Source organism: Allobranchiibius sp. GilTou38 (assembly GCF_017565325.1).
GTDB classification, from domain to species: Bacteria; Actinomycetota; Actinomycetes; order Actinomycetales; family Dermatophilaceae; genus Allobranchiibius; species Allobranchiibius huperziae.
In genome coordinates this window covers 39688-51629 of the sequence record NZ_JAGEKN010000010.1, presented here as the reverse complement: position 1 = coordinate 51629, position 11942 = coordinate 39688, and the positions used below count along the sequence as shown (strand labels likewise).

The 11942-nt window shown below is 69.4% G+C and carries 11 protein-coding genes and 1 riboswitch; of the genes, 5 read left to right on the top strand and 6 right to left on the bottom strand.

What is annotated here, in order from left to right; genetic code table 11:
• Nucleotides 1–101 precede the first annotated feature (101 nt).
• Nucleotides 102–1070, bottom strand: a complete 969-nt coding sequence (locus JOB34_RS14445) for a cytochrome c oxidase assembly protein (RefSeq protein ID WP_208053346.1) — start codon at nt 1068–1070, stop codon at nt 102–104.
• Between the two features lie 48 nt (nt 1071–1118).
• On the opposite strand from JOB34_RS14445, the gene JOB34_RS14440 reads away from it, so the two are divergent.
• Nucleotides 1119–2132 (top strand): NAD(P)H-binding protein, encoded by a 1014-nt coding sequence (locus JOB34_RS14440; protein ID WP_208053345.1) that lies wholly within the window; start codon nt 1119–1121, stop codon nt 2130–2132.
• A 57-nt stretch (nt 2133–2189) separates the two neighbouring features.
• On the opposite strand, the gene JOB34_RS14435 is transcribed toward JOB34_RS14440, so the two are convergent.
• On the bottom strand, nt 2190–3974 hold the full coding sequence (locus tag JOB34_RS14435; RefSeq protein ID WP_208053344.1) for an MFS transporter: 1785 nt from the start codon (nt 3972–3974) through the stop codon (nt 2190–2192).
• A gap of 122 nt (nt 3975–4096) precedes the next feature.
• Between JOB34_RS14435 and dapB the strand changes: the two genes are divergently transcribed.
• Both dapB and JOB34_RS14425 read left to right on the top strand, forming a co-directional pair.
• Nucleotides 4097–4843 carry a 4-hydroxy-tetrahydrodipicolinate reductase gene (dapB, locus tag JOB34_RS14430; protein WP_208053343.1) on the top strand — a complete coding sequence of 249 codons (747 nt, stop codon included), beginning with the start codon at nt 4097–4099 and terminating at the stop codon, nt 4841–4843.
• Nucleotides 4844–4930: 87 nt separating this feature from the next.
• Nucleotides 4931–5359, top strand: a complete 429-nt coding sequence (locus tag JOB34_RS14425) for a VOC family protein (protein ID WP_208053342.1) — start codon at nt 4931–4933, stop codon at nt 5357–5359.
• A gap of 6 nt (nt 5360–5365) precedes the next feature.
• Here JOB34_RS14425 and JOB34_RS14420 read toward each other — a convergent pair whose 3' ends face one another.
• Genes JOB34_RS14420 through JOB34_RS14410 form a run of 3 tightly spaced genes read right to left on the bottom strand, consistent with a single transcriptional unit; the run spans nt 5366 to nt 7642 of the window.
• A complete protein-coding gene (locus JOB34_RS14420) occupies nt 5366–5911 on the bottom strand; it encodes a GNAT family N-acetyltransferase (protein ID WP_208053341.1) in 546 nt (181 codons plus the stop codon).
• Nucleotides 5904–6833, bottom strand: a complete 930-nt coding sequence (locus JOB34_RS14415) for a dihydrofolate reductase (protein WP_208053340.1) — start codon at nt 6831–6833, stop codon at nt 5904–5906. Before JOB34_RS14415 ends, JOB34_RS14420 begins: the two co-directional genes overlap by 8 nt.
• On the bottom strand, nt 6830–7642 hold the full coding sequence (locus JOB34_RS14410; protein ID WP_347813879.1) for a thymidylate synthase: 813 nt from the start codon (nt 7640–7642) through the stop codon (nt 6830–6832). The genes JOB34_RS14415 and JOB34_RS14410 overlap by 4 nt, the downstream gene beginning before the upstream one ends.
• A 273-nt stretch (nt 7643–7915) precedes the next feature.
• Between JOB34_RS14410 and dapA the strand changes: the two genes are divergently transcribed.
• Both dapA and JOB34_RS14400 read left to right on the top strand, forming a co-directional pair.
• The gene (dapA, locus tag JOB34_RS14405) at nt 7916–8803 is read left to right on the top strand and encodes a 4-hydroxy-tetrahydrodipicolinate synthase (protein WP_208053338.1); all 888 of its coding nucleotides are present in this window, start codon (nt 7916–7918) and stop codon (nt 8801–8803) included.
• Nucleotides 8800–10482, top strand: coding sequence for a ribonuclease J (locus tag JOB34_RS14400; protein WP_208053337.1), 1683 nt, complete (start codon nt 8800–8802; stop codon nt 10480–10482). Before dapA ends, JOB34_RS14400 begins: the two co-directional genes overlap by 4 nt.
• Before the next feature lie 218 nt (nt 10483–10700).
• On the opposite strand, the gene JOB34_RS17925 is transcribed toward JOB34_RS14400, so the two are convergent.
• Nucleotides 10701–11408, bottom strand: coding sequence for a transglycosylase family protein (locus JOB34_RS17925; protein WP_208053336.1), 708 nt, complete (start codon nt 11406–11408; stop codon nt 10701–10703).
• A 14-nt stretch (nt 11409–11422) separates the two neighbouring features.
• Nucleotides 11423–11580, bottom strand: a riboswitch (cyclic di-AMP (ydaO/yuaA leader).
• Nucleotides 11581–11942: the final 362 nt, after the last annotated feature.

Sequence of the window (11942 nt, the reverse complement as noted above, 5' to 3'; positions counted from 1 at the left end):
CTGGCCGTACCCGACACGGGCGGACCCGGCATCGTCGGGACGGCGAGTCGACGGTGCTCCCGCGGGCGCAACGGTGAGACAGACCCGCGCGGACGGTCCGCTCAGTTGCCGGTGGAGTCGTTGCGCTTGTGGAAGCGGTCGGCCATTCGTGGGTCGTCCAACCACCAGGGTCGATCGCCCTGCGCGTCGGGTTCCTCGACCTGGGTACGCGCCGCCGGAGCAGGACCGATGCGCTCCTGAGCGTCGAGTCGTGCATCGACCTGGGCGGCCTCCACCGCGTCGCTGCGCATCCACTGCACGAACACCGCCGCCAGGAGCGGCACGCCGATGGCCTCGGCGACGCCGAGCAGGGCCCCACCGGTGAACTTCTGGTCCAGGGTCCTGCTGAAGTGCGCGTGTGCCGGAGTGCCCCAGCCCGGGAAGTCCGGCACCAGCAGCGAGGACGCGGTCATCACCAGGATGCCGGGGATGGCGTCGAGCAACCCGTCGACGAAGGCGAACAGCGCGCGCACCGGTGCGGTCGCCCACGCGGGCAGCAACTCCTCGGTGAGGAGCGGCAGTACGACGAGGACCCCCACCGCGAGCAGGTGCACCAGAAGCACCAACTCGCCGATCCCGGAGGTGATCGCCCACTGCGCGTATCCGGTGAAGAAGACCAGCACGATGCTGACGGCGGCCAGGACGGATGCCAGCAGGGGGAACATCAGCACCCGTGCGACGCGCCCCTGCAGCGCGGTGACCGCGCCGGGACGGACCCGGCGTACGAGCCCGACCGGGTCGCCGATCGCCAGCGCGAGCGGTGTGACGGAGGCGACCACCCCCACCTGGCCGCCGAAACACCACAGCAGACTCGTGCGGTAGGCCCCGATCGGTCCACAGGTCACATAGATCAACGATCCGACGCCGGCCACCAGGTAGACCGCGGTGCGCCACCAGGGCCACCGCTCACCCCGGCGCGCTGCGCGTCCGGCCAGCGCGAGGTAGGGCGCCGTGAGCAGCAGCGCCACGACGACGCCGGGCCACGACCAGGTCCAGGCGGTCAGCCACGAGGCCGGAGTGAAGGCAGGCACCCGCCCATCCTCCCCGACGTCGCTGGGCGCACGCCTACTGTGTCCCGTATGACGTCTCGCATCGCGCTGGTCACCGGCGCCACCGGGTACATCGGCGGCCTGCTGGTGCCGAAGCTGCTCGAAAGTGGCTGGCAGGTAAGGGTGCTCAGCCGCCACCCGGAGGCGCTGCGGGCCCGGGAGTGGTCCGACCGTGTCGAGGTCGCGCAGGGCAGCGCGTCGGACCCGGACGACATGAAGCAGGCGCTCGACGGCGTCGACACCGCGTACTACCTGCTGCACTCGATGGACGGCGGGGGCGACTTCGTACGCCGCGACCGCGAGATGGCCCACGTCGTGGCGGAGGCGGCGCACAGCGCGAGCGTCCGACGGCTGGTCTACCTGTCCGGGCTGCACCCGACCGGTCACCTGTCGCCGCACCTCGGCTCGCGGGTCGAGGTAGGGGAGATCCTGCTCGCGAGCGGCGTCCCCACGGCGGTGCTGCAGGCGGGCGTGGTGCTCGGTGACGGGTCGGCGTCGTTCGACATGCTGCGGCACCTGACCGAGCGGCTGCCGGCCGTCGTGGCGCCGCGGTGGTTGCGCAACCGCATCCAACCGGTGGCCATCGACGACGTGCTCCACTACCTGGTGGGCGCCGCCGACCTCGCCCCGGACGTCAACCGGACCTTCGACGTGGGCGGTCCCGACGTGCTCACCTACGCCGAGATGATGCGGGAGTACGCCCGGGTGACGGGACTCGGATCACCGCTGATCGCAACGGTTCCTGTGCTTACGCCGCAGCTCGCGAGTCACTGGGTCGGGGCGGTCACCCCCGTGTCCGCGGGGATCGCGCGCCCGCTGGTCGGCAGTCTCGTGCACGAGGCGGTCTGTCACGAGGACGACATCCTCGAGGTGGTGGGCGCACCGCCCGGCGGGCGCACGTCGTACGACGACGCGATCCAGGCCGCGACCGCGGGTTTCGACCCGCAGGGGTGGCGCCACCAGGCCTACCAGGTCCTTGGTGGGGTTGTCGGCGTCGCGGGCATCGGCGCCATCGCAGCCGGGCTCGCGCGCCGCAAGAGCTGAATTCGGACATGCACGGCGGGGCACAGGTGCCCCGCCGTGCATGTCCGAAAGCCGAGATCAGGCCGGCTGATTGACTTCCTCGTCGCGCACGGCGTCGGACCCCGCGGGGGCGTCGTCATCATCGTCGTCGTGCACGTAGTGACCGCCACGCAGAAGGCTGGCCACGGCCGCGATGAGCATCATCGCCGCGGCAGTGAGGAAGACGATCACCAGGCCGTCGTGGAAGGGGCCGCTCAACAGGTGCGGGAAGAACTCCCGACCGGTCAGGGTCTTGGCGTTACCGGCCGGCACCTGCTTCAGCACCCCGGTCGGACCGAGCAGCGACTGGATCGGGTTGAAGCCGAGGAACGCCGCGAAGAGCGACCCGACAGGCGGCAGTCCGGCGACCTGATCGGCCACCCCCGCCGGCACGTGCTGGGCGGCCAGGCCGGTGCGCAGCTGGTCGGGCAGGTGCGAGGCCAGTCCGACGATCATCAGTGAGAAGAAGATCCCGATCGACAGCGATGTGCCGGAGTTGAAGAACGTCGCGCGCATCCCGGACGCCGCTCCGCGTTGATTGGCCGGCACGCTGTTCATGATGGCCGTGGTGTTGGGAGCGGAGAACATCCCGGACCCGATGCCGTTGAGGAAGAGCAGCAGCGCGAAGACCGGGTAGCTGAAGTCGACCGGAATGAGGATGAGCCCGACGAACGTCGCGGCCGTCAGCATTAGGCCGCCGCTGGCGAACGCGCGAGCACCGACCCGGTCGGACATGAAACCGGACGCCGGTCCGGCGATCAGGAAGCCGACGGTGAGCGGCAGCAGGTAGATGCCGGCCCACAGAGGAGTGCTCTGGTAGTCGTATCCGTGCAGCGGGAGCCAGATGCCCTGCAGCCAGATGATGAGCATGAACTGCATGCCGCCCCGGCCGATCGAGGCGAGCAGCCCGGCGAAGTTGCCGGCCGCGAACGCCTTGATCTTGAACAGGCCCATCGAGAACATCGGGTCCTTCACCTTGGACTCGATGACGGTGAACGCCACGAGGAGCGCCAGGCCGCCGATGAGTCCGGCGAGCACCCAGGGGTTGGTCCACCCCATCGAGTGGCCGCCGTACGGCTGGATCCCGTAGGTGATCGCGACGAGGATCGCGGTCACGCCGCCGGCGAAGGTGATGTTGCCGGGGATGTCGAGGGTGCCGCGGCGCTTCACGCCGAGCTCGCGCAGCGAGGTGTAGGACCACACGGTGCCGAGCAGACCGATCGGGACGCTCACCAGGAAGATCGCGCGCCAGTGCCATTCGGACAGCACGCCACCGATGATCAGGCCGAGGAACGATCCCGCGATGGCCGCGACCTGGTTGATGCCGAGGGCCATCCCGCGCTGGTGGGACGGGAAGGCGTCGGTGAGGATCGCCGTCGAGTTCGCCATCAGCATCGCGCCGCCGACGCCCTGCACGAGGCGTCCCAGGATGATCCACATCGCGCCCCCGCCCTGGTGCAGCGGATCGACCGTGAGGAAGAGGGAGGAGATGGTGAAGACCACGAAGCCGAGGTTGTAGATCTTCACCCGGCCGAACATGTCACCCAGGCGCCCGAGCGTGACGACCAGCACCGCGGAGACGACCAGGAACCCCATGAGCGTCCACAACAGGTAGCTGATGTTCCCGGCGCCGAGCGGGTTCAGCCCGATCCCGCGGAAGATCGCCGGCAGCGAGATGATCACGATCGAGGAGTTGATCGTCGCCATCAGCACGCCGAGCGTCGTGTTCGACAAAGCCACCCACTTGTAGCGCGGGTGCTCGGCCTCGTAGCGACGGCGTACGCCACGGGTGCGCTGCTCGCGGGGCGAAGCGGCCTCGGACATGAGTCTCCTCGAAGATCGAACAGGACGTCGCGCGGCATGCGCCCACGACCGTTAACTTAGGTAACGAATATACCTCCACTATTCATGCCCTGGGAACCGCCCCACCCCCTACCCTGGGCGCCGTGAGCGAACGCATCCCCGTAGCCGTCATCGGATCCTCCGGTCGGATGGGATCGGCTGCCGTGCAGGCCATCGACGACGCAACGGATCTGGACCTGGTGGGTCGCTTCGATCACGGCGATCCGCTCGGTGACCTGGGCGGCGCCAGTGTCGCGGTGGAGTTGACGACGCCCGATGCCTCGCCGGACAACGTCGCGCACTGCGTGACTGCCGGCGTGCACTGCGTCGTCGGGACGACGGGCTGGTCGCCGCAGCGGCTGCAGGCGCTCGAGGCGCAGCTGATCGATGACCCGCGGGTCGGCGTGCTCATCGCGCCCAACTTCGCGATCGGCGCGCTGCTGATGATGGCGTTCGCGCAGCGCGCCGCCCGGTTCTACGAGTCGGTGGAGATCATCGAGACCCACCACCCGGACAAGGTCGACGCACCCTCGGGTACGGCGGCGCGCACCGCGTCGCTGGTCGCGGCGGCCCGTGCGAGCTCCGGACTGGCTGACGTACCGGACGCGACCCGCACCGATCCGGACGGCGCTCGCGGTGCCCGCATCGACGGCATTCCCGTGCACGCGCTGCGGATGCGCGGACGGGTGGCGCACCAGGAGGTCGCCTTCGGTGCGGCGGGGGAGGCGCTCACGATCCGGCATGACTCCTTCGACCGCGTGAGCTTCATGCCCGGCGTGCTGGCCGCGGTGCGCGTGATCGGCGACCGGCCCGGTCTGACCGTCGGACTGGAGCACCTTCTCGACCTGTGAGGTCAGTCGATCCCTGGCGCCGGCACGAGCGGCGTCGCTACGATGTGAACCCCGTTCACATCAGCCTCTCGCCCCGCAGGAGCCGCCATGGCCATCAGCCTCAACCCCTACCTGAACTTCGAAGGCCACGCCCGCGAGGCGATGACCTTCTACGCCTCCGTCCTGGGCGGCACGCCCGACCTCGTCACCTTCGCGCAGTTCAAGATGCCGGTGCCGGCGGGGGAGGAGGAGAACATCATGCACGGCTACCTACGGACCGAGAAGGGTCTGGAGCTGATGGGGGCCGACGTGCCGAGCACGATGCAGGCCACTCCGATCGGCGGGATGAGCATCTCGCTCACCGGCGAGGGAGGCGACGACGACGAGCTCACGGCTTACTGGAAGGGCCTGTCGGAGGGCGCCAGGATCGATATGCCGCTGGAGAAGGCGCCGTGGGGCGCCAAGTTCGGCCAGCTGACCGACAAGTTCGGCGTGCCGTGGATGGTGAACATCCAGTTGGAGCAGCCCGGCAGCTGAGCGGACTCAGTCCTCGACGGGGCCGATCCAGGCGCGCAGGCGTACCTCGCGGGCCGCGCTGTCGCCGGGCAGCGCCCGCTCACGCCAGGCGCCGTCCGCGGACAGCCCTGCCTGCTCGGCGAACTCGCGCGTCTGCTCGTCGAGGGCGAGCACCCATCCCTCGACCTGCCCGAAGTCGCCGGCTCGCAGGGTGTCGACCGCGGCGTTGAGCAGTCGTGAGCCGTGCCCGGAGCGGCGGTGGCTCGCCAGCACGCCGCCGACGAGGATCTCGCCGGTGCCCTCGTGCTCGCCGGGCCCGATGGCCACGAACCCGACGAGGTCGGCGCCCTGCGTGGCTACCAGCAGTCGGTGCAGCGGGCTCGGGGGACTGGTGAGCGACTCGGCCCACACCTGCGCGAAGGCCTCGGGCGTGAACTGCTCGAGCAACTTCGGCGACAGGAACATGCCGTACGCCTCGCGCCACAGCTGCGCCTGCACGGCGCCGACCGCGTCGGCATCGGTGGCGCGGGCGGTGCGGACCGCCGCGTCGGGGGTGGGGGTGAGGTCAGTCATAGGTCACATCGCCTGTGTCGAACGCCTGCGGCACGAGCCGCCGCGCAGTGGGGATCAAGGGCAGCCCGGCGGCCTCTTCACGGGTCACCCAACGGGTTTCGGTCACTTCCTCGGAGATGCCCGCCTCGCCTGCGACCGGGTGGGCGCGGAAGCAGACGCCGAAGATCTGGGTGTGGTGCCCGTCGGGGTAGGCGACCACGACGTTCGGGTCGGTGTACGCGGCCAGCACCCCGTCGATCGCGACCTCGAGACCGGTCTCCTCACGCGCCTCGCGGAGGGCGGCCTCCGACCAGGTCTCGCCGGCGTCGACGCCGCCACCGGGCAGGCACCACAGGCCGTTGTCCTCGCGGCGCGTGACGAGCAGCCGGCCCTCGTGCATGACCGCGACGCTGGCGCCGATCTTCTGCCGCGCCCCGCGGGCGATCCGGGGACCGTGCACGACCTGGGTGCGCGGCGTGACCCGGTCGTAGGTCAGGACGGTCCACCCGTCGTGGTCCTCGCGGGCACTTTCGCGCCAGGCCGGTGAGTCGTCGTAGGGCCAGCCGGGGAAGTACGCGTCACCGGCCGGCTTCTGCGGGATGAAGGAGAGCAGCAGCCGGTCGGCGTAGGGAAGTGCGAGTGCATAGATCTGGGCTCCGCCCACGACGAAGAAGTCCTCGTCCTGCGTGAGCAGGAGGGCCTCGTCCAGGCTGCGCGCCACCTCCACGCCGTCGGCCCGGAAGTCCGGATCGCGGGTCAGCACGATCGACCGCCGCCCGGGCAGGGCGCCCATGGCCGCGAAGGTCTTGCGGCCCATCAGCATCGGGTGGCCCATGGTCGCGGCTTTGAAGCCACGCTGCTCGCCGGGGACGTGCCAGGGCATGTCACCGTCCCGGCCGATCACGCCGTTGCGGGCGACGGCGGCGATGAGGGTGATCGTCATACGGCGATCGGCGCCTTGATGGCGGGCGCGGCGACGTAGCCGTCGAGCTCGATGTCCTCCAGCTCGAACGTGTCGATTTGGGTGCGTGCCGGGTTGAGGCGCAGGGTCGGCAGCGGGCCGGGCGTGCGACGCAGCTGTTCACGGGCCTGGTCGACGTGGTTGAGGTAGAGGTGCGCGTCGCCGATGGTGTGCACGAAGTCGCCGACCCCGAGTCCGGTGACCTGGGCGACCATCGAGGTCAGCAGCGAGTAGGAGGCGATGTTGAAGGGAACGCCGAGGAAGACGTCGGCCGAGCGCTGGTAGAGCTGGCACGAGAGCCGGCGTACGCCGCCTGCATCCGGCGGCGCGACGTAGAACTGGAAGAGGGTGTGGCACGGGGGCAGGGCCATGTCGTCGACGTCGGCGACGTTCCATGCCGAGATCACGAGGCGGCGGGAGTCGGGGGTGGTGCGGATCGCGTCGATGATCCGCGCCAGCTGGTCGATGTGCCCGCCGTCGGGGGTCGGCCACGAACGCCACTGGTGCCCGTAGATCGGCCCGAGGTCACCGTTCTCATCGGCCCATTCGTCCCAGATCGAGATCTTGCGCTCGTGGAGCCACTCGACGTTGGTGTCGCCGCGCAGGAACCACAGCAGCTCACCGAAGATCGAGCGCAGGTGCAGCTTCTTAGTAGTCGTGACGGGGAAGCCGGCGCCCAGGTCGAACCGCATCTGGTGGCCGAAGACCGACAAGGTGCCGGTGCCGGTGCGGTCGTCCTTGCGGGCGCCGTCGTGCAGGGTGCGCCGCAGCAGCGCCAGGTACTGATCCACGGCCCCGATGGTAGTGCCGGGGGGCGACAGCGACGGATCGCTCGCCACAGTCATCGGCTTGTGAGCGTTAGTGTGACGCAGGTCACATCGCCGTCCTGTAACGACTCCGGGAGTGGGCCGATGTACCGGGTGATCGCGTCGCTACCCGGACCCCCGAGCGGGTAGCGACGCGATCTTTCATCTCCCGGGTAGCTCCTGGGTAGCTCCTGGCAGCTCTCGGGCCGGGCCCACCGCAGGATCGGGGCAGCGCCTGCGCCCGATAGCCTTCGCCCTATGACGTCCACTCCGTTCGGCCGCACCGTCACCGCGATGGTGACCCCCATGCGCGAGGACGGCGCACTCGACCTGGACGGCACCCAACGCCTTGCGGCGTACCTGGCCGACCACGGTAACGACGGCCTGGTGGTCAACGGCACGACCGGGGAGTCCGCGACCACCACCGACGAGGAAAACGTCGCGGTCGTACGCGCCGTCGTGGAGGCCGTCGGCGACCGGGTGGCGGTCACCGCGGGTGTCGGCACCAACGACACCGCCCACTCGTGCCGTGCCGCCGAGGCGCTCGCCGCGGTCGGGGCCGACGCGGTCCTGATCGTCACGCCGTACTACAACAAACCGACCCAGGCCGGCATCGTGGAGCACTTCCGGGCGGTCGTCGGCGCCACCGGGCTCCCCGCGATGGCCTACGACATCCCCGGCCGCACCGGCACGGCCCTCGCGAGCGACACGATCCGCAGCCTGGCCCAGATCCCGGAGCTGATCGCCGTCAAGGACGCCAAGGGCGACCTGTTCGCGGCCAGTCGGCTCATGCACGAGACCGACCTTCTGTGGTACTCCGGTGACGACGTGCTCAACCTTCCCTGGCTCGCCCTCGGCGCCGTGGGGATCGTCAGCGTCGTCGGCCACGTCGCCGGGAGTCAGTACGCCGAGATGGTCGCCGCTGTCGACCGCGGCGACCTGCCGCGCGCCCGCGAGATCCACACCACGCTGATACCCGCCATCGAGGCGGTCATGAACACCACGCAGGGCGCGATCATGGCCAAGGCCGCCATGAGGATGCTCGGCGTGATCGAGTCCGATTTCTGCCGCCTGCCACTGTTGCCGGCGGCACCCGAGCACCTCGACATTCTGCGCGAGGGCCTTCGCCGATCAGGAGTTCTGTGAGCCATCCCCACCCCGAACTGAGCGCGCCCCCGCGCCTGCCCAAGGACGGCGTACGCGTCGTCGCCCTGGGCGGCCTGGGCGAGGTCGGTCGCAACATGACCGTCATCGAGTACGCCGGTCGGCTGCTCATCGTCGACTGCGGCGTCCTCTTCCCCGAGGACCACCCCGGCGTGGACCTGATCCTGCCGGACTTCCAGTACATCCGGGAGCGCCTCGACGACATCGACGCGATCGTCCTCACCCATGGGCACGAGGACCACATCGGCGCGGTGCCCTATCTCCTGAAGCTCAAGCCCGACATCCCCCTCGTCGGTTCGACGCTGACGCTGGCTCTGATCGAGGCCAAGCTCAAGGAGCACCGGATCACGCCCTACACCCTCGGCGTCAAGGAGGGGGACCGGGAGAAGCTCGGCCCGTTCGACTGCGAGTTCATCGCGGTCAACCACTCCATCCCCGACGCGCTCGCGGTCTTCATCCGCACGCCCGCCGGCACCCTGCTGCACACCGGCGACTTCAAGATGGACCAGCTGCCGCTGGACGGGCGGATCACCGACCTGCGGGCGTTCGCGCGGCTCGGCGAGGAGGGCGTCGACCTCTTCCTGACCGACTCCACCAACGCCGAGGTGCCGGGCTTCACCACTCCGGAGCGCGACATCACGCCCGCCATCGAGCGGGTCTTCTCCGAGGCGTCCCGCCGGATCATCGTGGCGTGCTTCAGCTCGCACGTGCACCGCGTGCAGCAGGTGATCGACACGGCGTACAAGCACAAGCGCAAGGTCGCACTCGTCGGTCGCTCGATGGTGCGCAACATGGGCATCGCCGCCGACCTCGGCTACCTCACCATCCCCGACGGGGTGCTCGTCGACGTCAAGAAGCTCGACGACCTGCAGGACAACAAGATCGTGCTGGTCTGCACCGGTTCGCAGGGCGAGCCGATGGCTGCGCTGTCCCGGATGGCCAACCGCGATCACCGGATCGATGTCGGCCGGGGCGACACCGTGCTGATGGCCAGTTCCCTGATCCCGGGCAACGAGAACGCCGTCTACCGGGTGATCAACGGCCTGATGCGCCTCGGCGCGAATGTCGTGCACAAGGGCAACGCCATGGTGCACGTCTCCGGGCACGCCAGCGCGGGGGAGTTGCTCTACTGCTACAACATCGTCAAGCCGCGCAACGTGATGCCGGTGCACGGCGAATGGCGCCACCTGATCGCCAACGGTGACCTCGCCGTGAAGACCGGGGTGCCGCGCAGCAACGTCGTGCTCGCCGAGGACGGCGTCGTCGTCGACCTCGTGAAGGGCAAGGCCTCCATCACCGGCGCGGTGCCGTGCGGCTACATCTACGTCGACGGCTCGCTGGTGGGCACTACCGACGAGACCCTGCTGAAGGACCGCCGGATCCTGCGCGACGAGGGTTTCGTGACCGTCATCGTCGTACGCGACGCCGACACCGGGCAGATCGCGGCCGGACCGCAGATCCAGGCCCGCGGCTTCGCCGAGGGAGAGGCGGTCCTCGACGAAGTGCTGCCGAAGCTCGAGGCCGCCCTGGAGGAGGCCCGCCGCAAGGGCGTCACCGACTCCTACCAGTTGCAGCAGGTCATCCGCCGCACCGTGGGCTCGTTCATGGGCGGCAAGCTGCGCCGGCGTCCCATGATCATCCCGGTCGTCATCGACGCCTGAGTCACCCCGCGGAGTTCTCCGCTTCGCTTCACCCAACGAGGTTTCTCCTCCGCTTCGCTCCTCCGAATACCTTGTCGGGGCCCGAAGCTTCGCTCCGATACTTGGCGGGGGCCCCGAACGTCACCCCGCGAAGTTCTCCGCCACGTAGCGGAGAACTTCGTGGGGAGAAGAAGAAGGCCCGGACCGACGAGCGGTCCGGGCCTTCTTCATGAGAGATCTCAGATGGACAGGTGCTGTCCGATGAAGATCAGGTTGGCGTTGTTCACAGTGCCCTTGTTCATGGCGAACAGGGCCTGCCAGCCACCCTTGACGTGGTACCGCTCAGCGAGCTTGCTGAGCGTGTCGCCGGCGTGCACCGTGATGACACGGCCGGTGGGCTGCGTACGCAGCTGCGGCGCAGCGGCGTGGTGCAGGTGCGTACGCACCTGGGGAGCAACGTAACGGTGGGTGCGCACCTGGGGGGCGACCGCGTGACGCTGCTTGACCACGGGGCGCGAGGCGCCGCGGCCGGGGTGCTTGACGACGGGGCGGGGGGCCGGGGTGGCGACGCCACCACCGCTGCCCGCGCCGTTGCCGGAGGTCAGGCCGGCCTTCTTGGAGCAGACCGGCCATGCGCCGGGACCCTGGGAGGCGAGCACCTTCTGGGCGACCGCGATCTGAGCCGAACGGCTGGCGAGGTCCGCACGGGCGGCGTACGCGGTACCGCCGTAGCCGGCCCAGGTCTGCTGGGTGAACTGCAGGCCGCCGTAGAAGCCGTTTCCGGTGTTGATGGCCCAGTTGCCGCCGCTCTCACAAGCAGCGACGCGGTCCCAGACGGAACCGGAAGCAGCGTGGGCGGTGCCGGCGGCCGCGAGGCCGGTGCCGAGCATCGCGGTGCCGACGGCACCGACGGTGATCATGCGGGTCTTCGTAGAGATGTTCTTCATGTATGAACCAATGTCCCTTTCCTGACGCGCGCCTACGGAGTTAGCTGTCGGGTCGGGCGGTCAGGTGCCCTGCAGAAGTTCTCTGCTTAACCCCAGTGGGTCTCCATGCATGGAGACCCGGTTGGGTCCCCCGTCCTCGCCGTTCCCGGGACGTTCCCGGCAGATGGTGACACCGGGCGAGGTTAGGCGCGGTGCCACGAGGGCTGAATCGTGCCGTGGTGTGGCACGCCCCGAAAGTGGGCCGTTAGCACATCTAGTGCTGACGACCCGATGTGGACCACCGTACGTGCCGATGCCGCCCCTGCCAAACCCGCCTGGTCGACCGTCCGGTCGTGTCTGTGGCGGTCCTGTGAGCAAGCGGAAGCGCATCTGAGGGTTGAGATGTGATAGTTAGAAAGGCTATGTCCGAAACGCATGGACCCGGCGGCAGTGTGCGCCGAGGCCCAGCAGGTGGTGGCAGCGGCGGCCGAGCTCGTGCCGGATGGGTGCAATCTGCTTGCAACGGACCGGCACTGGGCGCCTGCGCAGTCCGCC

Coding starts and splice junctions, on each gene's coding strand:
- JOB34_RS14415 (WP_208053340.1), bottom strand. CDS start 6,833: ATGACGATCACCCTCATCGCCGCCGTCGCCCGCAACGGCGTGATCGGC.
- JOB34_RS17925 (WP_208053336.1), bottom strand. CDS start 11,408: ATGAAGAACATCTCTACGAAGACCCGCATGATCACCGTCGGTGCCGTC.
- JOB34_RS14435 (WP_208053344.1), bottom strand. CDS start 3,974: ATGTCCGAGGCCGCTTCGCCCCGCGAGCAGCGCACCCGTGGCGTACGC.
- JOB34_RS14425 (WP_208053342.1), top strand. CDS start 4,931: ATGGCCATCAGCCTCAACCCCTACCTGAACTTCGAAGGCCACGCCCGC.
- dapA (WP_208053338.1), top strand. CDS start 7,916: ATGACGTCCACTCCGTTCGGCCGCACCGTCACCGCGATGGTGACCCCC.
- JOB34_RS14420 (WP_208053341.1), bottom strand. CDS start 5,911: ATGACTGACCTCACCCCCACCCCCGACGCGGCGGTCCGCACCGCCCGC.
- JOB34_RS14440 (WP_208053345.1), top strand. CDS start 1,119: ATGACGTCTCGCATCGCGCTGGTCACCGGCGCCACCGGGTACATCGGC.